26 protein-coding genes and 2 tRNA genes are annotated in these 25,200 nt (G+C 40.0%); 25 read left to right on the plus strand and 3 right to left on the minus strand.

Features of this window, described 5'->3' with window-relative positions; translation table 11 throughout:
• Positions 1-74: 74 nt before the first annotated feature.
• The 8 genes from spoVT to MKY07_RS00455 all read left to right on the plus strand — a co-directional run bounded on the left by spoVT (position 75) and on the right by MKY07_RS00455 (position 6,090).
• Complete coding sequence (spoVT, locus tag MKY07_RS00420; protein ID WP_014822294.1) at positions 75-611, plus strand: stage V sporulation protein T; 537 nt, start codon at positions 75-77, stop codon at positions 609-611.
• A gap of 114 nt (positions 612-725) precedes the next feature.
• A complete protein-coding gene (locus MKY07_RS00425; protein WP_039967423.1) occupies positions 726-2,330 on the plus strand; it encodes a polysaccharide biosynthesis protein in 1,605 nt (534 codons plus the stop codon).
• A gap of 9 nt (positions 2,331-2,339) precedes the next feature.
• Complete coding sequence (gene mazG, locus MKY07_RS00430; protein WP_339263457.1) at positions 2,340-3,806, plus strand: nucleoside triphosphate pyrophosphohydrolase; 1,467 nt, start codon at positions 2,340-2,342, stop codon at positions 3,804-3,806.
• 5 nt (positions 3,807-3,811) lie between these two features.
• Positions 3,812-4,102, plus strand: coding sequence for an RNA-binding S4 domain-containing protein (locus tag MKY07_RS00435; protein WP_014822291.1), 291 nt, complete (start codon positions 3,812-3,814; stop codon positions 4,100-4,102).
• Between the two features lie 79 nt (positions 4,103-4,181).
• Positions 4,182-4,481, plus strand: coding sequence for a sporulation protein YabP (gene yabP / locus MKY07_RS00440; RefSeq protein ID WP_008408271.1), 300 nt, complete (start codon positions 4,182-4,184; stop codon positions 4,479-4,481).
• 2 nt (positions 4,482-4,483) lie between these two features.
• Positions 4,484-4,939 (plus strand): spore cortex biosynthesis protein YabQ, encoded by a 456-nt coding sequence (yabQ, locus tag MKY07_RS00445; protein WP_339263459.1) that lies wholly within the window; start codon positions 4,484-4,486, stop codon positions 4,937-4,939.
• A 47-nt stretch (positions 4,940-4,986) separates the two neighbouring features.
• Positions 4,987-5,421 carry a septum formation initiator family protein gene (locus MKY07_RS00450; protein ID WP_008408267.1) on the plus strand — a complete coding sequence of 145 codons (435 nt, stop codon included), beginning with the start codon at positions 4,987-4,989 and terminating at the stop codon, positions 5,419-5,421.
• A 240-nt stretch (positions 5,422-5,661) separates the two neighbouring features.
• Positions 5,662-6,090: a S1 domain-containing RNA-binding protein gene (locus MKY07_RS00455; protein ID WP_008408265.1), complete on the plus strand. Its 429-nt coding sequence runs from the start codon at positions 5,662-5,664 to the stop codon at positions 6,088-6,090.
• Between the two features lie 127 nt (positions 6,091-6,217).
• Here the strand turns inward: MKY07_RS00455 and MKY07_RS00460 are convergent, their stop codons facing one another.
• The 3 genes from MKY07_RS00460 to MKY07_RS00470 form a co-directional block, all read right to left on the minus strand.
• A complete protein-coding gene (locus MKY07_RS00460; protein WP_339263461.1) occupies positions 6,218-6,409 on the minus strand; it encodes a sodium:potassium antiporter in 192 nt (63 codons plus the stop codon).
• A 130-nt stretch (positions 6,410-6,539) separates the two neighbouring features.
• Positions 6,540-6,611 (minus strand) — tRNA-Glu (locus MKY07_RS00465).
• Between the two features lie 6 nt (positions 6,612-6,617).
• A tRNA-Met gene (locus tag MKY07_RS00470) sits at positions 6,618-6,694 on the minus strand.
• A 255-nt stretch (positions 6,695-6,949) separates the two neighbouring features.
• Between MKY07_RS00470 and MKY07_RS00475 the strand changes: the two genes are divergently transcribed.
• The 17 genes from MKY07_RS00475 to lysS all read left to right on the plus strand — a co-directional run bounded on the left by MKY07_RS00475 (position 6,950) and on the right by lysS (position 25,177).
• On the plus strand, positions 6,950-9,304 hold the full coding sequence (locus MKY07_RS00475) for a SpoIIE family protein phosphatase (RefSeq protein ID WP_339263462.1): 2,355 nt from the start codon (positions 6,950-6,952) through the stop codon (positions 9,302-9,304).
• A gap of 21 nt (positions 9,305-9,325) precedes the next feature.
• Positions 9,326-10,732 (plus strand): tRNA lysidine(34) synthetase TilS, encoded by a 1,407-nt coding sequence (tilS, locus tag MKY07_RS00480; RefSeq protein WP_339263463.1) that lies wholly within the window; start codon positions 9,326-9,328, stop codon positions 10,730-10,732.
• A 32-nt stretch (positions 10,733-10,764) separates the two neighbouring features.
• Positions 10,765-11,307, plus strand: coding sequence for a hypoxanthine phosphoribosyltransferase (gene hpt, locus MKY07_RS00485; protein WP_008408259.1), 543 nt, complete (start codon positions 10,765-10,767; stop codon positions 11,305-11,307).
• A gap of 185 nt (positions 11,308-11,492) precedes the next feature.
• On the plus strand, positions 11,493-13,532 hold the full coding sequence (ftsH, locus tag MKY07_RS00490; RefSeq protein WP_339263465.1) for an ATP-dependent zinc metalloprotease FtsH: 2,040 nt from the start codon (positions 11,493-11,495) through the stop codon (positions 13,530-13,532).
• Between the two features lie 258 nt (positions 13,533-13,790).
• Positions 13,791-14,558: a type III pantothenate kinase gene (locus MKY07_RS00495; RefSeq protein WP_008408254.1), complete on the plus strand. Its 768-nt coding sequence runs from the start codon at positions 13,791-13,793 to the stop codon at positions 14,556-14,558.
• Positions 14,559-14,575: 17 nt separating this feature from the next.
• Positions 14,576-15,457 carry an Hsp33 family molecular chaperone HslO gene (hslO, locus tag MKY07_RS00500; RefSeq protein WP_008408253.1) on the plus strand — a complete coding sequence of 294 codons (882 nt, stop codon included), beginning with the start codon at positions 14,576-14,578 and terminating at the stop codon, positions 15,455-15,457.
• Positions 15,441-16,415 carry a peptidyl-prolyl cis-trans isomerase gene (locus MKY07_RS00505; RefSeq protein WP_339263468.1) on the plus strand — a complete coding sequence of 325 codons (975 nt, stop codon included), beginning with the start codon at positions 15,441-15,443 and terminating at the stop codon, positions 16,413-16,415. Before hslO ends, MKY07_RS00505 begins: the two co-directional genes overlap by 17 nt.
• A 219-nt stretch (positions 16,416-16,634) precedes the next feature.
• Positions 16,635-17,570, plus strand: a complete 936-nt coding sequence (gene cysK / locus MKY07_RS00510; protein ID WP_339263470.1) for a cysteine synthase A — start codon at positions 16,635-16,637, stop codon at positions 17,568-17,570.
• 147 nt (positions 17,571-17,717) lie between these two features.
• A complete protein-coding gene (locus MKY07_RS00515; RefSeq protein WP_065216279.1) occupies positions 17,718-19,127 on the plus strand; it encodes an anthranilate synthase component I family protein in 1,410 nt (469 codons plus the stop codon).
• Complete coding sequence (gene pabA, locus MKY07_RS00520; RefSeq protein WP_065216280.1) at positions 19,124-19,693, plus strand: aminodeoxychorismate/anthranilate synthase component II; 570 nt, start codon at positions 19,124-19,126, stop codon at positions 19,691-19,693. The genes MKY07_RS00515 and pabA overlap by 4 nt, the downstream gene beginning before the upstream one ends.
• A gap of 11 nt (positions 19,694-19,704) precedes the next feature.
• Positions 19,705-20,568 carry an aminodeoxychorismate lyase gene (pabC, locus tag MKY07_RS00525; RefSeq protein WP_008408248.1) on the plus strand — a complete coding sequence of 288 codons (864 nt, stop codon included), beginning with the start codon at positions 19,705-19,707 and terminating at the stop codon, positions 20,566-20,568.
• A complete protein-coding gene (folP, locus tag MKY07_RS00530; protein ID WP_339263472.1) occupies positions 20,552-21,412 on the plus strand; it encodes a dihydropteroate synthase in 861 nt (286 codons plus the stop codon). The genes pabC and folP overlap by 17 nt, the downstream gene beginning before the upstream one ends.
• A gap of 10 nt (positions 21,413-21,422) precedes the next feature.
• Complete coding sequence (gene folB, locus MKY07_RS00535) at positions 21,423-21,791, plus strand: dihydroneopterin aldolase (protein ID WP_008408246.1); 369 nt, start codon at positions 21,423-21,425, stop codon at positions 21,789-21,791.
• On the plus strand, positions 21,788-22,312 hold the full coding sequence (gene folK, locus MKY07_RS00540) for a 2-amino-4-hydroxy-6-hydroxymethyldihydropteridine diphosphokinase (protein ID WP_065216282.1): 525 nt from the start codon (positions 21,788-21,790) through the stop codon (positions 22,310-22,312). Before folB ends, folK begins: the two co-directional genes overlap by 4 nt.
• On the plus strand, positions 22,264-22,467 hold the full coding sequence (locus MKY07_RS00545; protein ID WP_008408244.1) for a helix-turn-helix transcriptional regulator: 204 nt from the start codon (positions 22,264-22,266) through the stop codon (positions 22,465-22,467). The genes folK and MKY07_RS00545 overlap by 49 nt, the downstream gene beginning before the upstream one ends.
• A gap of 22 nt (positions 22,468-22,489) precedes the next feature.
• Entirely contained in the window at positions 22,490-23,500 is a 1,011-nt protein-coding gene (gene dusB / locus MKY07_RS00550) for a tRNA dihydrouridine synthase DusB (protein ID WP_008408243.1), read from the plus strand.
• Between the two features lie 174 nt (positions 23,501-23,674).
• The gene (lysS, locus tag MKY07_RS00555) at positions 23,675-25,177 is read left to right on the plus strand and encodes a lysine--tRNA ligase (RefSeq protein ID WP_193433813.1); all 1,503 of its coding nucleotides are present in this window, start codon (positions 23,675-23,677) and stop codon (positions 25,175-25,177) included.
• Positions 25,178-25,200: the final 23 nt, after the last annotated feature.

A 25,200-nucleotide genomic window follows, 5' to 3' on the forward strand; every position in this document is an offset into this window, starting at 1 on the left:
CATAGTTTCATGTATTTCTTTCCATACTAGGAGCATCATGCTGTGAATTGATGGAAAGTGAGGGAACATGAACGATGAAAGCAACAGGAATAGTTCGCCGCATCGATGATTTAGGTCGTGTTGTTATCCCAAAAGAAATCAGAAGAACACTTCGTATCCGTGAAGGGGATCCCCTTGAAATTTATACGGACCGCGAAGGAGAAGTGATTTTAAAAAAGTATTCGCCAATTAATGATTTAGGCGAATTTGCACAACAATATGCGGAATCATTATTTGAAACATTAGGTACTCCAACATTAATAAGTGACCGAGATGAAGTAATAGCCGTTGCAGGCGTTTCGAAAAAAGATTATGTGGCGAGACGTTTAACAGTTTTTGCGGAAGATATTATTAAAAACAGGTCACTTGTAAGTGAGAAGCTGGAGATGTCGATTGAACTTGTAGCAGGACAGTATGAACAAGTGAAATCATATTGCATCGTACCGATCGTTTCGAATGGAGATCCGATTGGTGCTATTTATTTAATATCACGGGCCCATTTTATCGGTGAAATTGAACAAAAAACTGCTGAAACAGCAGCCAATTTTTTAGCAAAGCAAATGGAAAACTAAAATCACTTTAAAACGTCCATATTAATGGGCGTTTTTTTAATTCCTCGAGTAAAATTAGCAAATGGTTTTCATGATATAATTAGTTTATTGTATGAAATAGAGGAAGGAAATAGAATGACTTCGCAAAGTTTTGGTATGAAAAATTATATGAAGGGCGCCCTTCTCCTGACAGTTGCGGCGCTATTAGTAAAAATATTAAGTGCAATTTACCGAGTACCCTATCAAAACTTAGTAGGTGACCAAGGATTTTATGTATATCAGCAAGTGTATCCGTTCATCTCGTTTTTTGTCGTATGGACATCAAGCGGATTTGCTGTTGCCATTTCCAAAATGCTCGCGGATATTGAAGGGCGTGGTGGTACATATGGAGAAAAACGATCTGTATCGCGCATCATCTTTTATTATTTAACAGCATTAGCTCTTATCTTCTTCTGTCTTTTATTCTTTGGTGCACAGCCATTAGCTAATTTGATGGAAGATCCCCAGCTTGCGGGGCTATTAAAAGTAGGCTCATTCATTACGTTATGTATGCCGCTGCTTGCTGTTTTAAAGGGTAATTTTCAATCGGAAAGTAAGATGCAGCCGGTTGCTTATGCGCAAGTGTTCGAACAAATGGTTCGGGTAGCGATTATATTAGTCGGAACAATTGTGTTGCTGCAATATACACAATCTGTTTACGCAGCCGGGAAAATGGCGATGCTCGGTACAGTTGTAGGGGAAATAGCAGGGATTGTACTACTGCTTTACTTTTTGAAACGGCAGTATCAGCCAACTGGAGAAATAGCCAATGTAAAAGTCTGGCCAATCTTAAAAGAGGTCACAATATACAGTATCGCGATCAGTATGAGTGCACTGCTATTATTATGCTTCCAGCTTGTGGATTCCTTTACGATTTACAAAATGCTTGTCCATTCAGGGATGAATACGCTTGAAGCGATGGAAGTGAAGGGGATTTATGACCGCGGCCAACCGCTTGTGCAGCTGGGAATTGTAATTGCAACTTCTTTATCGCTGGCTATTGTACCGCTCGTTGCATTAAAGGCAAATCAGCCAAACGGTCGTGGTGCAAAGCCGTTTATTCAATTGACATTCCGGAGCTCCCTCATATTCGGAGTAGCTGCGGCACTCGGATTAATACTTGTTATGCCATATGTAAATCAAATGCTGTTTAAGACAGATGCCTATTCGAATGTGCTGAAGCTTTATTCGTTTCAGATTGTTCCATTATCGATAATTTTAACGTTTACAGCTATTTTACAAGGCTATAGTAAATTAAAAGGACCTGCCGTATTTTTAGGGGTCGGAATCGTATTAAAATATATAGGGAACATTATTTTTATTCCGCGTTATGATGTGATGGGCGCGGCAATTGCGAGTAATATCGGGCTGATTTTTACAGCAGCTGCCCTTATCGTTTATTTAAAAAAACTGACGTCTATCAGCCTGGCGAATCGTACGTTTTATAAAAAACTGTCCATCGCCTGTCTCATTATGATAGTCGTTGTACAAGGCGCTGTTTACAGTTTAAATAGTCTGTTTACCGGCCTGTTTAGTCGTTTTGATGCACTCATTTACAGTGGGGTGCTCGTCATGCTTGGCGCAGGTGCTTTTATAACAGCAGTCGCAAAAATGCGAGTATTGACAGAAAAGGATTGGTTTTTAATCCCACTCGGCAGGAGAATGGCTGCATATCAACTAATGTTAAATCGAAAGAAGTAGGTGTATAACTTGAATCAATTAACCGTTATTGGCTTAGGAGCAGCCGATTTTGAACAAATGCAAATGGGTGTTTATAAAAAAATTAAAGCAGCCAAAAAAATATATGTCCGAACAGAGGACCATCCTGTCATTCAAGACTTAAAACTGGAAGGTATCGAGTTTACGAGCTTTGATGATGTGTATATTAAGCATGGTTCGTTCGGTCCTGTTTATGAAGAAATTGCACAGCGTCTTATTGAAGCCGTTTCACAGGAAGATGTTATGTATGCTGTGCCGGGACATCCGCTCGTAGCAGAGCAGACCGTCCAGCACTTAATTGAAGCGGATCAGAACGGGCAGATTAAGCTTGTAATTGAAGGCGGGCAAAGCTTTTTGGATCCGATTTTCGGCGCCTTAAAAATTGACCCGATCGAAGGGTTTCAGCTGTTGGACGGTACGAGCATGTCCATCCATGATATGAATATGCGTCAACACATTTTAATAGCCCAAGTCTATGATTCGTTCAGTGCGTCAGAAGTAAAGCTCACGCTAATGGAAAAATACCGTGATGATTACCCGGTAACAATTGTGACAGCAGCAGGTTCCTCACAGGAATCATTGCGTACTGTTCCGCTTTATGAGCTTGATCAAGCAGCAGAAATCAACAATTTAACGACTGTCTATGTACCGCCTGTTGAATCTGATGAGGAAGCATTGCGTGATTGGACAACATTCCGTCAAATCATAGCGACATTGCGAGGTCCAGATGGCTGTCCTTGGGATCAGAAGCAAACACATGAATCATTGAAAAAGTACTTATTGGAAGAAGCACATGAGTTTTTAGCAGCGGTTGATGCCGAAGATGATTTTGCTATGGTTGAAGAGCTCGGCGATATCCTTTTACAGGTGTTTTTGCATGCGCAAATCGGGGAAGATAATGGTTATTTCACATTGGAAGAAGTGCTTGCATCGATTAGCGAAAAAATGATTCGCCGCCACCCGCATGTTTTTGGGGATGTGACTGCAGAAGATGCAGAAACGGTTGTAGCTAACTGGGAAGCAATTAAAAAGCAGGAAAAAGGCAATGTAGATGGCGAACCACTATTAAAGAACGAATATAGTCCTTACTCATCGCTTCAAACATCGTACAATTACCAGAAAAAAGCAGCGACAGTAGGTTTTGATTGGCCGAATGCTGACGAAGCGTGGAAGAAGTTTACGGAAGAATGGCAAGAGTTCCAGGATGAAATAAAGCAAGGTAACGAATTGAGCCGTACCGATGAATTCGGGGATGTATTATTCACCCTTGTGAACATCGCACGATTTTATAAAATTTCACCGGAAGAAGCGATGCTACATGCCAATGAAAAATTTGCACGTCGCTTTCATTACGTTGAGCAAAGTGTAGCAAAGAGCGGCAAGGCATTCAGTGATTTTACATTAGAGCAGTTAGATTCATTTTGGAATGAAGCAAAACAAATAGAAAAAGGGGAGTAAATGGGATGCGCTTAGATAAGTTTTTAAAAGTTTCACGTTTAATTAAACGTCGTACATTAGCGAAGGAAGTAGCGGTGCAGGGCCGTATAACAATTAATGATAAAGTGGCAAAAGCCAGCAGTACTGTAAAAGTTGGCGATGAGCTGGCAATTCGTTTCGGTCAAAAAATTGTAACGGCACGTGTCGAAGAAATTCGTGAAAATGTGAAAAAAGAAGATGCTTTAAAAATGTTTACAATTATAAAAGAAGAGCGTTTAGAGAAAGTTGAACCAGAATTTATTGATGATGAAGATTAGGGCATGACCAACTTTTGAGTCATGCTTCCTTCCGTTGATGCATATAGTGTACAACTATAAGCTCAAAGGGGGACTTGCATTGACTATTCATCAAGAAAGCGCACGCTATACCATTTCGTCTGGGGATCACTTAGTAACGGTACGTAATCGTAAACGGATGGACATGACATCTGTTAAAAGTATCGAACGGTTCGATCAGGAAGAATTTTATGTGAATACATCACAGGGTCATTTATTGATTCGTGGTGAGGAACTGCGTATTGTTCATTTAGATGTGGACAAGGGATTACTGACGTTAGAAGGGGAAGTGAAGCAATTCCAATACGATGAAAGCGAGAGTGGCTTATCGAAAAGTTTCCTTCATAAATTGTTTGGATGATGATGAGTGCGCAGCTTATAAGCATTCTTGTCATGTTTATAAGCGGAGTTGCTGTAGGTGCAATAATCGATTGTATCCGAATTAATGTAAATCGTATCCCTTTAAAAAATATTCGACGTATTACATGGGTTTTAGAATGGATTGTCTGGTTAATATTAGGGGTTACTACGTTTTATTTATTATTTTTAGTAAAAGGAGGGCAATGGCGGGTAGTTGATCCACTTGCCCAAATCGCCGGAATTGCAACATATGAATTGCTGTTCCAAAAAATTATCCGCTTTGTTGGAAGAGTATGTATAAATTTATTTGTGAAGCCGGTTTTTTTCATTGGACATGTAGTAGTTAAAATAGTCAAAAGTATTATAAAATTATTGGTAGGGATTGTATTATTTATCTGTCGTCCCTTTATTAAGTTTTTCAAGAAATATTTGTTAAAAAACTTTAAAACACAGCAGTGAACTCGTATAATGATTACAACTATTGATTGTGAGGGAGGAGACGGAAAATGGGAAGAAGAAATGTGCAAGAAGAGCTACATAACCAAAATGTCCAGTCGTTGAATAACGATTATGTCCGCTCAAATCCGCAAGCAAAAGCTCAAATAAAAGCAAAAATTGCAGTACGTCGTCGCAGAAGATTAGCAGTATTTTTCATTTTAGCAACTGTAGTAATAGCAGGATTAGTAAAAGCTAACATGGTCCAAAGTGAACGCCTCGCCGCAAAGGAAGAAACGAAAGCGGCGGTGGAAGAACGATTGGAAGAAGCGCTTCACAGACAAGAGCTACTAAATTTGCAGATTGCGAAGCTGGAAGATGATGAGTATATTGCGAAGCTGGCAAGAAAAGAATTTTTCCTTTCTGAAGAGGGCGAAATTATTTTTACAATACCGAATAAATCGGATAAAGAAAATAAAGACAAGCCTGAAGATGACAAAGAATAATTTTAACGCGATAATAAAAGAAAAAAATGTGACTTTAAAAAATAATAAAAAACCAGTAAGCATGGTAATTTCGTGATAAAAATTTTGGTATTAATTGCCTTTAGGTAGAGTGTCTTGTTGACACTCTTTTTATGTTAGCTATAATTAGAGAAGAAGCTATTGAACAAAAGTTTCATTATAATTGATAAATGGCTTTTCAATCGAAGAGTCTCTTAAAATTTAAGGAGGAGCATTTTTTTTATGTCAATTGAAGTAGGCAGCAAAGTACAAGGTAAGGTAACAGGAATCACAAATTTCGGTGCATTCGTTGAGCTTCCAGATGGGAAAACAGGTTTAGTTCACATTAGTGAAGTGGCAGATAACTACGTAAAAGATATTAACGAGCATCTTAAAGTAGGCGATGAAGTCGAAGTTAAAGTGATGAATGTTGAAGCGGATGGAAAGATTGGTCTTTCAATTCGTAAAGCAAAGCCTCAAGCTGAGCGACCAGAGCGTCCACAGCGTCCTCGTCGCGAAAACAACCGTTCTAACGATCGTAATGATCGTCAACCAAAAGAGAACTTTGAACAGAAGATGGCGCGTTTCTTAAAAGATAGCGATGAGCGTTTAACTACATTAAAGCGTGCAACTGAGTCTAAGCGCGGTGGCCGTGGAGCTCGCAGAGGATAATTTTGCTGGCTGTTTGAACGTAGAAAAAGTGTCAAATAGATGATAAAGCGATGGATTGTAAGTGTATATCTTACAGTCCATCGCTTTTTTTCATTAATAAAATGTTGTGTTGGAGTGGGAAATCAGATTATTCTTTTTCAGTATTATGCCTTATGAGTACACGGATAAGGGTAATAAAACAAAAAATACCTCCGATTAATCCGATTGTAATCATAAGAATCTGCAATGAGAGCGGCAAGTTTGTCAAGATGACGCCTCCAACGACTAGAAGCATGCTAATACCGCAAAGAAAAGCTAAATATGTAAAGTTTTGGACCAAAAAAAACGCCTCCTCTTATAGTTACAAGTATAATGGATAAGGGAGAAAGTGTGTCAGGAATTTACAGAATAGAAAAAAGAACAAAATAAAAGCCGCCTAGGAACACTAAGTTCCTAAACAGCTTTTGAGATGACCCGTACGGGATTCGAACCCGTGTTACCGCCGTGAAAGGGCGGTGTCTTAACCACTTGACCAACGGGCCTATAAATGGTGGCGGCAGAGGGAGTCGAACCCACGACCTTTCGGGTATGAACCGAGTGCTCTAGCCAACTGAGCTACACCGCCAAATTTAACAACAGAACTAATAATACATTGCAGTCTATATAGTGTCAATACTATTTTTTAATTATTTCCTCTATCATAATATGCAGGAAATTACTGCGTATTATTTTTTGTAATTACTAATAAAAAAAGCGTAAAAACGCGCATATTACCGTAAAAAAACCGTCGAACAATTTTTTGGTGTCAATCCTACAAACAGACAAAATTCACTTTTTCAGCTTTATATAATAGCGTTAAAAAGAAAAGGTGATAGTAAAAATGGTGACATTAAATAATCAAAATGAGTTTCAAACACTAAACTTAGACTTATTCTTATATAAAGAAAAATCGAGAATAATAATAGCAAGTGTTATAGCGTTTGCAGCTTTCTGTTTTGCTCAGGCGGTATTCTTTGAAGCTGTTACTCCGTTGTTTTTACCTTTTTGGCTTGTTATTCGAACGAGATTTGCCTCATTTCAAAAGAGTGCTTTACTAGGGGGAATCCTCGGAACGCTCTTTATTGGGTTTGGACAGGCAGCCGTTGTGTTAGTGCAGTTACTCTTCATGGAATGTCTCGTCCGTTTTAAGTTTATAAAACTATCACCGTACTTTTTACTAGGAAGTACAATTATCGCTATTCAGCTAGCATGGCAAATGCTGCTTCATAGTGGTATGCCATCTGTCATGACATTATTTTATATCGTATATGAATGTCTTTTTGCAGTTTCGATTTTATTCTTTATGCGTATTTTGACATTTCCAAGTAAAGAAAACGGAACCATTGAATGGACAAGAGAAAAAATAACGGCAATTATTGTCGTTTTGGCCGGTATGCTAATCGGCATGGAAAGCTTGACTCTATTTTACTTTTCAATGTCACTGATCGTTCTTCATTTCCTCATCTGCCTTGTAGCCTATGCCTCGACAGTTGGAGCTACGGTTATTTTTTCATTATCTCTTGGCTTTTTTATAGGCTTAGCTAATTTATCATTCACAGGTATGATGATCCTATATGCATGTACAGGGCTGGTCGCCGCTTTTGTACAAAACCAGGGACGTTATGCCGTTGCGCTTTTTAGTTTTCTGCCGAGTATTTTTTTCTTCTTTTATGATGCAACATTACCGATCGATAGCGTTTATTTTATGTCGATGCTTACAGGCGCAATTATTTTCCTGCTTATGCCGAAAAATATACTTGAGTATTGCAAAATGTATTACAAACAAAATACGGTTAGTATAATCCAGGTGAACCGCAATGAAGTAGTGGAAGTGCAGCTCAAGCAATTTCAGCAATTTGTATCTTTTATGAAGGAGCTTGTGTTTGATCATTTTACACAAAATAAAACTAAAAGTAAGACAACTGCAGAACCGTTTCTAATTTGCTCCAGCTGTTTCAAATATGAAGAGTGCTGGGGGAGAAACGGGGAGATGGAAGGAATTATTGATTCTTGGCGGTTAGCGAAAAGAAGTACGAAACCAGTCAGCTGGATTCGGGTAGAAGAGCAGCTGAAAGGGAAATGCATTAAATCTTCTAAATTGCTGGAAGAACTAGAGTCGGCTTTACACAAAGAGCATATGGAGAGACAGTTCTATCATGGTAAAAAAATGATTGCCTTACAGCTTCGGGATTTAAGCAGCCACTTTGAAAAGCTGTTAAACAGCCAGCGATTAGAAATCGGCACATCGGAAATGGATGGGGAGATGCAGCAGTTTTTAAAGGAACATGATATTCATTGTTTGCATATTCAGTGGATAAAAAATGAAATAGGGAATCGAGAGTTCGTTTGTTATGTCGCAGATCATCGTGATGCACATGTCGTTATCCAGCAATTAGAACAGCAACTGTTTGAATTTTTGCATGAACCATTGAAAGGTGAACAGATTTACGAGCAGCACTCGCCAATTTTTTATCGCCAAATTAAGTTTACTTCAGCAATTCGTTATCAGTTGGAGTATGATATATATACGTATTCCCATGCAAACCATGCAATTTCCGGAGATTCTTACCGGGTATTTCCGATTCATCCAGGACTTATGGCGATCATGCTGTCGGATGGTATGGGGACGAATGTGAGAGCAAATCGTGAAAGTGAACGCTTAATTCAAATGATGCAGGATTGTCTTACGTACAACATGGATCCTGAAACAGCGATGCACACAATGCATTATGTCATGTCGCTTAAAAATGATTCGGACATGTATGCGACAATGGATTTTGCACTTGTCGATTTACAGTTCGGCCATTTATGGTGTTGGAAAGCGGGAGGCATGACGACATATGTATTAAGAGGGAATGATTTATTCAAAATAGAAAGTACAAGTGCTCCAATTGGCTTTTTGCCTAACTTCGCAATCGATACAGAAATGACACAATTATTGTCAGAGGACGTTATTTTAATGATTTCCGACGGGTTATTTTCACCATCTGCACAATGGGATGCACAGGAACAATTATTTATCCGGCTGATTCGTCAAGGGCTGGAAAATGGTGCTTCCATCCAGGTTGTACTATTTGATGTCATGACGCAATTCAAACAAAAATACCCGATTGCAGACGACTGCACTGTGATGTTATTCCGTTTGCAGCATGTCATAAAACCGTGGCAAGTATTCAGACCAGCAATCACACATTGAAATGTAATATGAGGTGAGTAAATGCACACTTTAGAGCATCAAGTTTTAGCGTATATAAAAGAGCAGCAGCTTATTAAAAGCGGAGATAAACTATTAATTGCTTGTTCAGGAGGCGTTGATTCAATGGCGCTTCTTTCTTTTTTTTATCATTTTCAGCACTATTTTAATATTGAGCTCGCCGTTGCGCATGTTGACCATATGCTTCGCGGCGAACAATCTGCTCAAGACCGCCAATTTGTTGAGCAGGCATGTGAAGACTGGGCTATTCCTTTTTATAGCTGTGCGATTCCGATTGCGGAAATCCAAAAAAAAGAAGGCGGAAACATGCAGGCGATTTGCCGGAAGGAACGCTATCATTTCTTTGAAACCGTCATGCATACACATAAGTTTACAAAATTAGTAACTGCCCATCATGCGGACGATCAGCTCGAATCAATGTTAATGGCCATGACGAAAGCGAGTTCACTAAACGGATTAAAAGGCATATTACCTTCCCGTAAATTTCAACAATTTACTGTAATTCGTCCTTTTTTGATGGTTACAAAAGACGAAATTGGGGAATATTTACATAGTAAAGGTCATTTGTACCGTGAAGATCCGAGCAATGCAAAGAATGATTATACCCGCAATCGTTTCCGTCACAATGTCGTACCAGTTTTAAAGGAAGAAAACCCCCTTGTTTCCCGACACACAGTCCACATTGCCCAGCAGCTTTTAGAGGATGATACGTATTTAATGGAGCTTGCAGAAGAGCGTTTTTCAAAGCTTTTTCTGAAAGTTGATAAAAATTGTTATAAAGTCAAGGTTTCAGAATTACAAAAAGAGCCACTTGCTTTACAAAGAAGGCTCATTTTAATACTATTAAGTTATCTTTATAACGATTCAAATACGATTCAAAGCTACACACTTTGCACGACGATTTTGACGTTATTCTCAATGTCGGATGGAAGTCGTGCACTTGATTTACCGGAGAATTTTATTGCGCGTCAACAATACGATGAAGTTGTATTTGAATATAAGCAGCAAAACTTGCGAACATCAAATCAACAAATCGCTTTGAATGAGTGGTGTGTGCTTGGAACGATGCGCATATATATTGGGGAACTTGCACAATGTGATGAGGACTTACTTCAAAAGTATCCGCATCACTTTTTCGCCGCATCATCTGTTTCGTTTCCTTTATTCGTAAGGGCTCCCAAACAAGGGGATCGTATTTTGCTACAAGGTATGCAGCATCAGAAAAAAGTATCTCGCATTTTTATTGATGACAAGATTCCTTTCACCAAAAGAGCTAGCTGGCCGTTGTTAGTCGATGCTAATGATGACCTTTTAGCGATAGTAGCTGTACGCGTTAACAATAAATTTTCTAATGTAAAGTCGGCGGAGCATGAAATGGTGCTTCTTGTCGATAGCAATGAACGTCTTTAGAAAGTTTGAACAATAAAAGGAGGAATCTACTCATGATTCAAAATGACATCGAAAAAATAATGATTACAGAAGAACAAATCCAGGAACGTATTAAAGAGCTTGGCGCTCAACTGACAGAGGAATATAAAGAAATGTTCCCATTAGCTGTCGGAGTGTTAAAAGGTGCAATGCCATTTATGACGGATCTGATGAAACGTTTCGATTCATATGTGGAACTGGACTTTATGGATGTTACTTCATATGGAAATGCAACTGTTTCATCTGGGGAAGTAAAAATACTTAAAGACTTAAATACAAGTGTGGAAGGTCGCGATGTCATTATTATTGAAGACATTATCGACAGTGGTTTAACATTAAGCTATTTGGTGGATTTATTTAAATACCGTAAAGCTAAATCGATTAAAATCGTAACATTACTGGATAAGCCATCTGGCCGTAAAGTGGAATTGAATGCAGATGTTGTAGGCTTCGAAGTACCGGACGGTTTTGTTGTGGGCTACGGATTAGATTATGCAGAGAAATATCGTAACTTACCTTACATCGGAATTTTAAAACGCGAAGTATACTCATTTTAATATTTCCTAGACTGTACAAACCTTCAATTTTGAGGTAAGCATTTAGGCATAAGCAGTAATTGAGCGGATTTTGTCATAATTCGTTTCAACGTTTAAAATGTGTGGTGCTTTTTATTGTATGAAAATTTCAACGTATGTTAAGATTTTACTTATAGTTTTTCTGTAACGTTGTGAGGAGGCTGGGGATGAATCGAATATTTCGATACACCATATTTTATTTACTAATATTTCTCGTGATTATCGGGATTTTTGGAACATTTAATGGTGGAAAAAAGACAACTGAAAACCTTGATTACTATGCGTTTTTTGAGGCTTTAGAGAGCAATGAGATTGCTTCTATGGATATACAGCCTGAAAGAGGCGTGTATAAAATTGTAGGTCAGATGAAAGGCGCTGAAGAGGGCGAAACTTTCACAGTAAACGTTTTACAAAATGACCAAACTACTGTAGACCGTATTCTGCAAATTGAAGAACAAGTTGCAAACGGTGAATATCCAGGAGTGGAAATTTTAGAACAACCACAAACAAGTGGGTTCGTAACATTCCTTACGAGCATCATTCCATTTGTCATCATTATTATTTTATTCTTCTTCTTACTAAGCCAATCGCAAGGTGGCGGTAATAAGGTGATGAACTTCGGGAAGTCAAAAGCTAAGCTATTTGATGACACGAAGAAAAAAGTTCGTTTCAATGACGTGGCAGGTGCCGACGAAGAGAAACAAGAACTTGTTGAAGTAGTAGATTTCTTAAAAGATCACCGTAAATTCACTGATATCGGTGCACGTATTCCGAAGGGGATTCTATTAGTAGGTCCTCCTGGTACAGGTAAAACATTACTTGCACGTGCTGTTGCCGGTGAAGCGGGCGTACCATTCTTCTCGATTTCAGGTTCTGATTTCGTAGAGATGTTTGTCGGTGTCGGTGCATCTCGTGTTCGTGACTTATTTGAAAACGCTAAGAAAAATGCCCCATGTATCATTTTCATCGATGAGATTGATGCGGTAGGTCGTCAACGTGGTGCGGGTCTTGGTGGTGGTCACGATGAGCGTGAACAAACATTAAACCAATTACTAGTTGAAATGGATGGTTTCGGTGCAAACGAAGGTATTATTATCATCGCTGCAACAAACCGCCCTGATATTCTAGATAAAGCATTATTACGTCCTGGTCGTTTTGACCGTCAAATTACGGTTGGTCACCCAGACGTAAAAGGCCGTGAAGCAATCCTTAAAGTACATGCTCGCAATAAGCCATTATCAGATACAGTTGATTTAGCTGCTGTTGCACAACGTACACCAGGATTCTCAGGTGCAGATTTAGAAAACTTGTTAAACGAAGCAGCTTTAGTTGCAGCTCGTAAAAACAAAAAATCAATAAACATGGCTGATATTGATGAAGCATCTGACCGCGTAATTGCCGGTCCTGCAAAAGCAAGCCGTGTGTATTCTCCAAAAGAGAAAAAGCTTGTTGCATTCCATGAAGCCGGTCACGTAGTTGTCGGTCTTGAATTGGATGAAGCTGATACTGTTCATAAAGTAACGATTGTCCCTCGTGGTCAAGCAGGTGGTTATGCCATCATGTTACCGAAAGAAGAGCGTTTCTTCACAACGAAGCAAGAGTTACTAGACCGTATCGCCGGATTACTAGGCGGACGTGTTGCGGAAGAAATTGTACTTGGTGAAGTATCTACAGGTGCACATAATGACTTCCAGAAAGTAACGAGCATTGCGCGTGCAATGGTTACAGAATACGGAATGAGCAATAGTCTTGGTGCTGTTCAATACGGTTCAAACCAAGGTGGTAATCCATTCCTAGGTCGTGACTTCGGTTCAGATCAAAACTACTCTGATACAGTAGCATATGAAATCGATAAAGAAGTTCAGCGTATCGTTGATGAGCAATATGCTCGTACGAAACGTATTTTAACAGAGCGTCGTGACTTACTAGATTTAATCGCAAATACGTTAATTGATAAAGAAACGTTAAATGCACAGCAAATCGAACATTTACGCGACCACGGTATATTACCTCCTGAAGAGGCGGTAGTAGAATCGGAGCTTCAACAAAAAGAACAAAAAGAAGCAACACCAACAATTGAAACGGCTGGTAATGCATCGATTAATGAAGATGTTCAAGGTGAAAAGAAATCACCAACAGTTGAAGATTTACCGAAAGACGTGTCAGATGATCGCCCGCAAGGCATCGATGAAGACCGTCCAAAATAATACAACACAACTGACTATTTCCTGGGAAAAGGAGATAGTCAGTTTTTTCTTCTTAAAATCTTGCCTTTAAATAAACGCGATTTGGTGAGTTGGTTGAAAAGGAGGGTGGTAGACTCTAGCGGAAAGCCTTTACCCCTATGGAGATCAACAGGTTTTAGTTGAAAGGGAATGATTGCCGACTAAAAATACTGAATACTGTATAGTAGATGGCCAAATATGGTATGATTTTTTTCAGTATAAGAAAAGTAGGTGCCACTTGTGATTTTAGTAATGAATGCGGGTAACTCCAATATCATTTTAGGTATTTATGATCAAGATAAACTTATCCATCATTGGCGGACAGAGACAAATATACGAAAAACTGAAGATGAATATGCGATGCAATTTAAGGCGTTTTTTTCTCATGAAGGCATTTCATTTGAACAAGTAAAAGGGATTATTATATCCTCAGTTGTGCCACCTATTATGTTTGCACTTGAATTAATGTGTAAAAAGTATTTCAATATCCAGCCTTTGATTGTGGGACCCGGTGTAAAAACAGGCTTGAATATAAAGTATGAAAATCCGCGTGAAGTAGGCGCAGACCGTATTGTAAATGCGGTTGCCGCTTTACAGCAATATAGTGGGAGACCACTGATTATTATCGATTTTGGTACAGCGATTACGTATTGCTTTATTAATGAACGAGGCGATTATTTAGGGGGCGCCATTGCACCCGGTATTGCCATATCAACAGAGGCGCTCTATACACGTGCAGCAAAGCTACCTCGAATTGAAATTGCCCATACATCGCAAGTTGTGGCAAAGAATACGGTAGCTGCTATGCAGGCAGGGGTTTTTTACGGGTTTTTAGGACAAGTAGAAGGCATCGTCAGTCGTATGAAAGCGCAAAGTAAAGAAGAGCCCCTCGTAATTGCAACTGGGGGACTAGCAAAATTGATTGCGAATGAAACCCAGATGATTGATGTCGTCGATCCGTTTTTGACGCTCAAGGGACTAGCAACGATTTATAAAAGAAATCAATAGAAAAGAGGAATTTCAACATGAAAGACTACTTAGTAAGAGGAATTGCATATGACGGACAGGTACGTGCGTTTGCAACAAATACAACTGCAACTGTAGGAGAAGCACAACGCCGTCATAATACATGGCCTGTTGTATCTGCTGCGTTAGGCCGTTCAATGACAGCATCTGTAATGATGGGTGCGATGTTAAAAGGTGACGACAAAATTACCGTAAAAATCGAAGGGAACGGTCCAATCGGTCCAATGGTTATCGATGCAGATGCCAAAGGAGATGTGCGTGGCTTCGTTACAAATCCACATGTTCACTTTGAATTAAATGAACAAGGAAAACTGGATGTACGTGCTGGTGTCGGTTCTGAAGGTGCTTTGACAGTTGTTAAAGACTTAGGTTTACGTGATATGTTCTCAGGTCAAACACCGATCGTCTCAGGAGAAATTGCTGAGGACTTCACATATTACTTCGCTACATCTGAACAAGTACCTTCATCAGTAGGTTTAGGTGTGTTAGTAAATCCGGATAATACAATTTTAGCAGCGGGCGGCTTTATTATTCAATTAATGCCAGGCTGTGAAGAAGAAACAATCGAAGCAATTGAAAAGCATTTATCATCAATTGAGCCTGTTTCTAAAATGATTGAAAAAGGATATACACCTGAGCAAATTTTAGAAGCAGTATTAGGCGAAGGCAATGTTCAAATTCTTTCAACAATGCCTGTACAGTTCCAATGTCAATGTTCAAAAGAGCGTTTCGGTGCGGCAATTATCGGTTTAGGTGTCGGTGAAATTCAGGAAATGATTGACGAAGATGGCCAAGCAGAAGCGCAATGCCACTTCTGTTTAGAAACTTATCACTTCGATAAAAGTGAACTTGAAGGCTTTGTGAATGAAATCCAATCGTAATTTACACAAAACACCACAACCACCGCAAAATAATTTACCGTATACACAACGACGCTTAAAAACAAAACCTACGTTGCTGTTATTACTGCTATTGTTAATCGGAAATCTATTTTGGTTTGTGTTATGGGTACTCCCATCTGATGAAACAACATCAGAGAAAGAAGACGGCGGCGAAAAAATTGCTGCCGTCGAGGGAGATCCAATTACACGCCAACAATGGCTTGCTGAAATGGAAAACCGTTACGGAAAAGAAACATTGCAGAGTTTAGTAAATGAAGCTGTTATGGAAAAAGCGGCGGAAAAATATAAACTCGATGTAAAAGAGGAAGAGATTGATTTAGAAATAGCCTTATTACGTTCGGCACAAGATTCAAATGATTCAACTCTACATAGTTTATCCCCAGAGCAATTGCGTCAAAAAATGCGTGCTCAGCTCATCTTAGATAAAGTACTGACAAATGATATTGTAGTAAAAGAGAATGAAGCTAAAAAGTATTACGAGGATAATAAGTCGATCTATAATATTCCAACTACACACCGAACAAGTATCATTATCGTGAATTCAAAAGAGGATGCGGAACGGGTGGAAAAAGAGCTGAAGGACGGCTCTGATTTTGCGGTTCTGGCACGCGAGCATTCATTGGATACAGCGTCGGCAAGTTTAGGTGGAGACATTGGCTTTATATCATCAAGTCAATCGGCAGTGGATCCTGCCATTTTACCAGAAGTGGAAAAGCTGAAGGAAAAGGAAACTTCTAAACCTTTTGTATTAAGCGATGGGCGCTATGCAATCGTCAAGGTTACTGAGAACATGGAAGGGCAGTCATTCAGCTTTGATGAAGTAGAAGGGCATGTGAAACGTCAGCTCGCTTTGGAACAGCTGTCGCCTTCCATTACACCGGAAGCTTTCTGGGCAGAATTTAATGCAACATGGATCTACGGAGAATCTAAAAATTAACACCAGATTTATATGGGCCAGGACAGAAGTTGAAGTTTAAGTGAAAGAGGAACTTTTAACTGTCTTTGCCCTTTTTCCTATTTAATAAGTAAAACTAAATAGTCAGAAATTTTACAAAAATTTCGTTTCAATTAATTGACAAGTGCTATGAAAAATTGATAAGATACAAATTAAGTAAAACCTATTGATTTGGTAGGGATTTGGAGAGGAATGGATAAAATGAGTAAATTAGCAAATTCAGTGGCGGACTTAGTAGGTCGCACACCAATCGTAAAATTAAACAATGCAACAAGTGAAAATGAAGGTACAGTTTACGTAAAGCTTGAATACTTTAACCCAGGTTCTTCAGTAAAAGACCGTTTAGCTTTAGCAATGGTTGAAGCAGCAGAAAAAGACGGCACATTAAAGCCAGGCGGTACAATCATCGAGCCAACTTCTGGTAACACAGGGATCGGTTTAGCGATGATTGCTGCAGCAAAAGGCTATAAAGCGATTTTAGTAATGCCAGAAACTATGTCACTAGAGCGTCGCAACCTTTTACGTGCTTATGGTGCTGATTTAGTATTAACACCAGGCCCAGAAGGTATGAAAGGTGCAATTGCAAAAGCAGAAGAATTATCAAAATCAGAAGGCTACTTCTTGCCACAACAATTCAAAAACGAAGCAAACGCAGAAATTCACCGTTTAACAACAGGTCCTGAAATTGCGGAAGCATTCGAACAAGACGGCTTAAAATTAGATGCATTTGTTGCTGGTGTAGGTACTGGCGGTACAATTACTGGTGCAGGTGAAGTACTGAAAAGCAAATTCCCTGAAATTGAAATTATTGCGGTTGAACCTAAAGATTCTCCAATTCTTTCAGGCGGTAACCCTGGTCCACATAAAATTCAAGGTATTGGAGCAGGTTTCATTCCGGACGTATTAAACACAGAAGTATATGATTCTGTATTACCGGTTGAAAACGAAACGGCATTCGAATATGCTCGTAAAGTAGCGCGTGAAGAAGGCATTTTAGCTGGTATTTCTTCAGGTGCAGCAATTTATGCAGCAATCGAAACAGCAAAACGTTTAGGCAAAGGCAAAAACGTATTAGCAATTATCCCATCAAACGGTGAGCGCTACTTATCAACGCCTTTATACCAATTTGAAGACTAATTAAATTTTACCTAAGTGATTTTAAAAGCTATTTTGCGAGTTTAACCTCGTAAAATAGCTTTTTTTCTTAGAAACTGCTAAGTTATAAATGGATTTTTAAAGCGTTATCGAGTTTAATTAAGAAAAAGGTAAAGCAGGTGTAAATTGATGCAACAACTAGAAACACATACATTTTACATGACAAAAGATGAGTTTTATTATAGTTTCCAGGAACAGACGGCAATGGAAAAACAGCGTGCATTTCTGGAAAGCGGTAGGGGCGGGCATTTTTCAATTGCTGCATGGCAGCCAATTGCAACAGCAAAGTCAGTGGAACACGGTCTGGAACTGAAGTGGAAAAATGGAGAGACAGAACTGAAAACAGGTGAGGCACTGGCGGAATTAGAAAAAGTAAACGCAGAGTATAAGCTTGAAGCGAATCCGAATCTGCCTGATTTCCAAGGTGGAGCAATTGGATTTATTTCGTATGACTATGCTCGCACGATTGAAGTTCTTCCAAATAATGCGGAAGATGACTTACACGTACCGGATCTTTATTTTTATTTGTTTGATCATTGGGCAGTCCGGAATGTCCAAACAGGTGAAGTAACATTGATGAAGTTGTCTACGAGTGAAGTCGATTTACTTTCATGGCAATCGGATTGGCAACAGCATGCCGAATCCGGGTTGGAAAAGCGTCATTTTAATCAGGAAACAGCTAAAAACATGCAGCAGGATGAAGCGGAATTACAAGTTTCCTTCAGTGGGGATGCATTTGAATCTGCTATACATAAAATTCAGCACTATATTGGACAAGGTGATGTGTTCCAGGTCAACTTGTCGGTGCGCCAGGCGAAAAAACTTTCTGCAGCACCGATTGCGATGTATGAGGCAGTTCGTTCGTTTAATCCTTCACCGTATATGGCTTATATTGAAAGTGAGGATTTTGCGGTTGTTAGCGGCTCGCCGGAATTGCTTGTAAAACGTAAAAACAATGAGCTGTCAACAAGACCAATTGCAGGAACACGTCCGCGCGGAGCATCGGAAGAACAGGATGTGGCTTTAGCCAATGAACTGATTGAACATGAAAAAGAGCGTGCAGAACATGTCATGTTAGTTGATCTAGAGCGCAATGATTTAGGAAGAGTAAGCAAATACGGAACGGTAGAAGTAAATGAGTTTATGGTTATCGAGCATTACTCGCATGTGATGCATATTGTTTCGAATGTGCGCGGGGAAATTGCACAAGGAAAAACAAATGCGGATGTCATTCGGGCAATGTTCCCCGGTGGTACGATTACAGGGGCACCGAAAATCCGTACGATGGAAATTATTGAAGAGCTGGAGCCGGTACGCCGTGGTCTTTACACAGGATCAATCGGCTGGATTGGCTACACAGGTGACTTAGAGCTAAATATCGTTATCCGTACAGCGTATATTCAAGATGGTATTGCGTACATTCAGGCGGGTGCTGGTATTGTCATCGATTCCATTCCGGAAAACGAGTATATTGAATCGATGAATAAAGCGAAGGCAATGTGGCAGGCAAAAGCGATGGCAGAAGAGGTGAGCAAATGATTTTAATGATTGATAACTATGATTCGTTTACATATAACTTAGTGCAATACTTCGGTGAATTCGGTCATGAATTGGTCGTAAAGCGCAATGATGAGATTACGGTCGAGGAAATTGAAAAACTTCGGCCAATGATGCTTGTCATCTCACCAGGGCCGTGTACACCAAACGATGCCGGAGAAAGTCTCCGTATCATCGAACATTTCACAGGCAAGCTTCCGATTTTAGGTGTGTGCTTAGGTCATCAGGCGATTGCACAAGTATTTGGCGGCGATGTTGTGCGTGCTGAGAGATTGATGCACGGGAAAACTTCCCCTGTTCTTCATAAGGGGATTGGTCTGCATAGAAAAAATGCGAACCCATTTTTGGCAACACGCTACCATTCACTGATTGTAGAACCGACAACTTTACCGGACTGTCTGGAAGTGACAGCTTGGACAGCGGAAGGCGAAATTATGGGGCTGCGACATAAAGAATATCCGATTGAAGGGGTTCAATATCACCCGGAATCAATTATGACCGAAGACGGCAAGCAGCTGTTACGCACATTTATTGAGTCGTATTGTTAGGGGGAAAGGCAATGCTATGTTGGATGAATGGACAGTATATCGATGAACAAGATTTGAAAATTTCTCCGTTTGATCACGGTTTTTTATATGGACTCGGTTTTTTTGAAACATTTCGTACATATGAGGGAAAGGCTGTCTATTTGCATGAACATTTCAGCCGTCTGCTTGAAGCATTAAAAGAATACCGTATTCATTTTCCGTATACGTTACAGAACATAGAAGAGGTCATTGAAAAGCTCAATGCACAGGACGGCAAAGAAGGGTATTTTCGTTTAAATGTATCAGCCGGTGTGCATCCAATTGGACTTGCACCCTCCGAGTATACCGAACCGACCGTTATTCTGTTTCGTAAAGAACTGCCAGAAATGGTACGCGGGACAGAAAAAGAAGCGGTGTGGCTGAAAACAGCCCGTAACTCTCCGGAACAGCAGACCCGCTATAAAAGCCATCACTACGGCAATAATGTACGAGCGCGGTTAGAGTTACCGAGTTTAGCTTCTCAAGAAGGTTTCTTTACCGATCAGAACGGTGTTATCGCAGAAGGCATTACGTCAAATGTCTTTTGGATAAAAGATGGTATACTGTATACGCCTTCTACTAATTTGGGTATTTTACCGGGGATTACACGTAAAAAAGTCATTCAACTCGCTGAAGAACTCCAAATTCCGGTACGAGAAGGCCGCTTTATGGCATGGGAATTGGAACAGGCGGATGAATGCTTTATTACAACAGCTGTACAGGAGCTCGTACCGATTTCCCGTATTGGGGAGGTACGTTTTGCGGGCAGTGAAGGCAGACTTTATAAAAAGTTGCATCAAAAATATTTACAAAAAATTGTTATGTGTTTAGGAGACCGTCATGTTAGAAAACTATAAAGTACTCACATTAAATGGGATCGAACTGGATTTTCGTAAAGAAACATTCGTGATGGGCATTTTAAATGTAACACCGGACTCATTTTCGGATGGCGGCAGGTTCAATTCAGTTGAAAAAGCAGTTGCACAGGCAAAAAAAATGGTGGCAGATGGCGCAAAAATTATCGATGTTGGCGGGGAATCAACACGCCCTGGCTATACACGGATTTCAGATGAGGAAGAAATTGCACGTGTTGTACCGGTAATTCGGGCGCTTTTAAAAGAAGTACCTGCGATTATTTCAATTGATACGTATAAATCGAATGTTGCGCGTGCTGCAATTGAAGCAGGGGCACATATTATTAATGATATATGGGGCGCAAAGGCGGATCCGGAAATGGCAAGTGTCGCGGCAGAACTCGATGTGCCGATTATTTTAATGCATAACCGCCTGTCAGATCAGTACGATAACTACTTCAACGATTATATGGCCGATATGCAGGAAAGTATTGCGATTGTAAAAGCAGCAGGTGTACGTGACGAGCATATTTTCCTTGATCCTGGTATCGGTTTTGTGAAAAGTTTAAGTGAAAGTATTGAAACGATGCAGCGCCTTGATGAGCTTGTTGCATTAGGCTATCCAGTATTGCTTGCGACATCACGCAAGCGTATGATCGGATCGATTTTGGAACTACCCGTAGATGACCGAGTGGAAGGGACAGCCGCTACTTGTGCATTTGGTGTCCAAAAGGGCTGCCATATGATGCGTGTTCATGATGTAAAGGAAGTGGCGCGTACAGTGAAGATGATAGATGCGCTTGTAGGGAAATTTGAAGTACAAGGTGAATTGGCACCGAGACATTAAGGAGTTTGCAATGGATTATATTCATTTAAAAGAAATGCAGTTTTTTGGTTATCACGGTGTATTACCGGAAGAAAACGTATTAGGACAACGCTTTCGGGCTAATGTTTCGCTTGCTGTTGATATGAAACGTGCAGGTGAGACGGATGAGCTGGATCAGACGGTTAGCTATGTGGGCGTTTATGATATTTGTAAAGAAGTAATTGAAGGGAAGCCGTTTAAATTGATTGAAGCAGTAGCGGAAAAAGTTGCTTCAAGCATTTTAACGCAATATGAAGGTCAGATTTTTGGGTGCCGCGTCGAAATTATTAAGCCTGACCCTCCAATTCCGGGACATTACAAAGAAGTCGCGGTTGAAATTACAAGAGGACAATTCGTATGATGACGACAGCGTACTTATCGATCGGTACAAATATAGGTGAGCGTGAGCAAAACTTGCAAGACGCGGTAAAGCTGCTCACCGCACATGAGGCGATATCTGTAACAGCCATTTCTTCAATTTATGAAACAGCAGCAGTAGGCTATACAGATCAGGCAGATTTTTTGAATATCGCGGTTGCTCTTGAAACGGAACTCGATGCCTTTGAGCTTCTTGCGGAGTGCCAAAAAATCGAAAATGATCTTGGCCGTGTCCGTGAATTTCGGTGGGGACCACGAATAATCGATTTGGATATTTTGCTGTATGGTCAACAACTGTATGAAACCGAAAAATTAATAATTCCACATCCTCGAATGTACGAACGTGCATTTGTACTTGTACCGTTAGAAGAGATTATGACGCAAAATTATGATATGCTTGTAGGCGTGCAAAAAGCGTTACATGCACTTGATATAGAGAAAGAAGGCGTCAATCTGTGGAAGAAAATCAATACGGTCGCAGAATTCGTGCCTTTCGAAAACTAAAACGAATTCAGCAAACCGAATTTGCAAAACATATTGGTATATCTGTAACAATTTTAGGGCGAATTGAACGAGGCGAGAAGAAACCCTCTGAAGAACAACTTCAAACAATTGCAGATGTATTACAAATAGATATAAAAGAATTAAAAGGTGAGTAACCGAGTGGAGGGAACAGAAAAGGTGTCAAACATCGACCAAAAGCCATTCCAAATAGGCGATATTATTATGGATAACCGGGTCGTTCTTGCTCCGATGGCAGGAATTTGCAACTCTGCTTTCCGGTTAACGGTAAAAGAGTTTGGAGCGGGGTTAGTCTATGCGGAAATGATCAGCGATAAAGCGTTGAACACCCGCAACAAAAAAACATTGGACATGCTTTATATTGACGAGCGGGAGAACCCGATGACGCTGCAAATTTTTGGAGGAGACAAAGAAAATTTAGTAGAGGCAGCGAAATTTGTAGACAAACATACAACAGCCGACATTATCGATATCAATATGGGATGTCCTGTAAACAAAATTATTAAATGTGAAGCTGGCGCAAAATGGCTTCTTGATCCGAATAAAATTTACGAAATGGTTTCAGCAGTTGTCGATGCAGTTGATAAACCCGTTTCGGTAAAAATGCGTATCGGTTGGGATGAAGAGCGTGTATTCGCTGTGGAAAATGCCCAGGCAGCAGAACGTGCAGGCGCAGCCGCTATCGCGATGCATGGCCGAACTCGTGTGCAAATGTATGAAGGTAAAGCAAACTGGGACGTTTTAGCCGAAGTGAAGAAAAATATTAGCATCCCGTTTATCGCAAATGGGGATGTGGAAACACCGGAAGATGCTAAGCGCATTCTGGAACATACGAAGGCAGATGGGGTCATGATTGGTCGTGCTGCTTTAGGAAATCCATGGATGATCTATCAAACGGTAAAATACTTGGAATCAGGTGTTCAAATTCCAGAGCCTTCAGTTCGTGAAAAAATGGATGTTTGTTTATTGCATTTTGAACGTCTAAAAGCACTTAAAGGTGAAAAAGTGGCGGTTAGAGAAATGCGTAAACATGCATCATGGTACTTAAAAGGTATTCGTGGAAACGGAAAGATCCGTAATGCCATCAATTTAACGGAGACCGAGCAAGAATTACGTATTCTTCTAAACAGTGTTGCAGATGAATACGAAGAAGAAGCAGTAATTGTATAAAAATCATTGAAGGCATCAGACGATGGTGCCTTTTTCTTATGTAAAGAAAAATCACTTGTCATAATTATCTGATATTTAAAATTAATTCGAAACAGGTGAATCAACATAAGAAATACTGTACAATAGAAACATTATGGACTATTGTGCCGTTTTGGAGCGCAAAAACATTAAGGAGTGAAATACGTGTCAAATATCGAAGAATTAAACGACCAACTTTTGGTGAGACGCCAGAAGATGACAGATATTCGTGAAAACGGTATGGACCCATTCGGCAGCCGTTTTGAACGCACACATTTATCGAACGAAGTTATTGCAGAAAATGAGCAATTTAATAAAGAACAGTTAGAAGAAAATCCACGTGAAGTAGTAATCGCCGGACGTATTATGACGAAGCGCGGTAAAGGTAAAGCAGGTTTTGCGCATATCCAGGACTTAGCAGGCCAAATCCAAATTTATGTACGTAAAGATGCAATTGGTGAAGAAGCATATGAATTGTTTAACAAAGCAGATCTTGGTGATATCGTAGGGGTAAAAGGAAACGTATTCCGTACGCAAGTTGGAGAGCTGTCTGTTAAAGCGACAGAGTTCACTTTCCTAACAAAAGCATTACGCCCGTTACCTGATAAATTCCACGGTCTGACAGACGTAGAACAACGCTACCGTCAACGCTATGTAGACTTAATGACAAACGACGAATCAAAAACAACATTTATCCAACGTTCAAAAATCATCCGAGCAATCCGCAACTATTTAGATAACAATGGTTATTTGGAAGTGGAAACACCGATGCTGCATACAATTGCAGGTGGTGCTGCGGCTCGCCCGTTCATTACACACCACAATGCATTGGATATGGAATTATATATGCGTATCGCAATCGAGCTGCATTTAAAACGTTTAATCGTTGGTGGCTTGGAAAAAGTATATGAAATCGGCCGTGTATTCCGTAATGAAGGAATTTCAACTCGTCACAACCCGGAATTCACAATGATTGAATTATATGAAGCGTATGCAGACTACAACGATATTATGGACTTAACAGAAAACCTTATTGCACATGTAGCCCAAGATGTTCTTGGTACGACATCTGTACAATATGGTGAAGATACAATTGAATTAGGTGTTGGCTGGAAACGTGTGCATATGGTAGATGCAGTTAAAGAAGCAACGGGTGTAGACTTCTGGGCTCCGATGACTGTAGAAGAAGCACGTAAACATGCTGCTGAACACGGCGTGGAAATTAAAGATGCACATGAAGTAGGTCACATCATCAATGAATTCTTTGAGCAAAAAGTAGAAGAAACATTAGTACAACCTACATTCGTAACAGGTCACCCTGTGGAAATTTCTCCGTTAGCGAAGAAAAATCCTGAAGATCCACGCTTCACAGATCGTTTTGAGCTATTCATTGTTCGCCGTGAGCACGCTAATGCATTCACAGAATTAAATGATCCAATCGATCAACGCGAGCGCTTTGAAGCTCAAATGGCCGAAAAAGAGGCAGGAAATGACGAAGCACATGAAATGGATAATGACTTCATCGAAGCATTAGAATACGGTATGCCACCAACAGGTGGTTTAGGTATCGGTATCGACCGCTTAGTAATGTTATTAACGAACTCACCATCAATTCGTGATGTATTGTTATTCCCGACAATGCGCCATACAACAAAATAAGTTTAGTTTAATTAGGGCCTTGC

Origin of the sequence: Solibacillus sp. FSL W7-1472, assembly GCF_037969775.1 — a bacterium.
Classification (GTDB): domain Bacteria; phylum Bacillota; class Bacilli; order Bacillales_A; family Planococcaceae; genus Solibacillus; species Solibacillus silvestris.

Excerpts from the sequence above, each read along its gene's own strand:
- folP (WP_339263472.1), top strand. The coding sequence starts at position 20,552 with ATGTTAGAAAACTATAAAGTACTCACATTAAATGGGATCGAACTGGAT.
- ftsH (WP_339263465.1), top strand. The coding sequence starts at position 11,493 with ATGAATCGAATATTTCGATACACCATATTTTATTTACTAATATTTCTC.
- MKY07_RS00455 (WP_008408265.1), top strand. The coding sequence starts at position 5,662 with ATGTCAATTGAAGTAGGCAGCAAAGTACAAGGTAAGGTAACAGGAATC.
- MKY07_RS00425 (WP_039967423.1), top strand. The coding sequence starts at position 726 with ATGACTTCGCAAAGTTTTGGTATGAAAAATTATATGAAGGGCGCCCTT.
- MKY07_RS00435 (WP_014822291.1), top strand. The coding sequence starts at position 3,812 with ATGCGCTTAGATAAGTTTTTAAAAGTTTCACGTTTAATTAAACGTCGT.
- cysK (WP_339263470.1), top strand. The coding sequence starts at position 16,635 with ATGAGTAAATTAGCAAATTCAGTGGCGGACTTAGTAGGTCGCACACCA.
- spoVT (WP_014822294.1), top strand. The coding sequence starts at position 75 with ATGAAAGCAACAGGAATAGTTCGCCGCATCGATGATTTAGGTCGTGTT.
- tilS (WP_339263463.1), top strand. The coding sequence starts at position 9,326 with ATGCACACTTTAGAGCATCAAGTTTTAGCGTATATAAAAGAGCAGCAG.
- MKY07_RS00450 (WP_008408267.1), top strand. The coding sequence starts at position 4,987 with ATGGGAAGAAGAAATGTGCAAGAAGAGCTACATAACCAAAATGTCCAG.
- pabC (WP_008408248.1), top strand. The coding sequence starts at position 19,705 with ATGCTATGTTGGATGAATGGACAGTATATCGATGAACAAGATTTGAAA.
- folK (WP_065216282.1), top strand. The coding sequence starts at position 21,788 with ATGATGACGACAGCGTACTTATCGATCGGTACAAATATAGGTGAGCGT.
- pabA (WP_065216280.1), top strand. The coding sequence starts at position 19,124 with ATGATTTTAATGATTGATAACTATGATTCGTTTACATATAACTTAGTG.
- folB (WP_008408246.1), top strand. The coding sequence starts at position 21,423 with ATGGATTATATTCATTTAAAAGAAATGCAGTTTTTTGGTTATCACGGT.
- yabQ (WP_339263459.1), top strand. The coding sequence starts at position 4,484 with ATGAGTGCGCAGCTTATAAGCATTCTTGTCATGTTTATAAGCGGAGTT.
- MKY07_RS00505 (WP_339263468.1), top strand. The coding sequence starts at position 15,441 with ATGAAATCCAATCGTAATTTACACAAAACACCACAACCACCGCAAAAT.
- hpt (WP_008408259.1), top strand. The coding sequence starts at position 10,765 with ATGATTCAAAATGACATCGAAAAAATAATGATTACAGAAGAACAAATC.
- hslO (WP_008408253.1), top strand. The coding sequence starts at position 14,576 with ATGAAAGACTACTTAGTAAGAGGAATTGCATATGACGGACAGGTACGT.
- MKY07_RS00515 (WP_065216279.1), top strand. The coding sequence starts at position 17,718 with ATGCAACAACTAGAAACACATACATTTTACATGACAAAAGATGAGTTT.
- MKY07_RS00475 (WP_339263462.1), top strand. The coding sequence starts at position 6,950 with ATGGTGACATTAAATAATCAAAATGAGTTTCAAACACTAAACTTAGAC.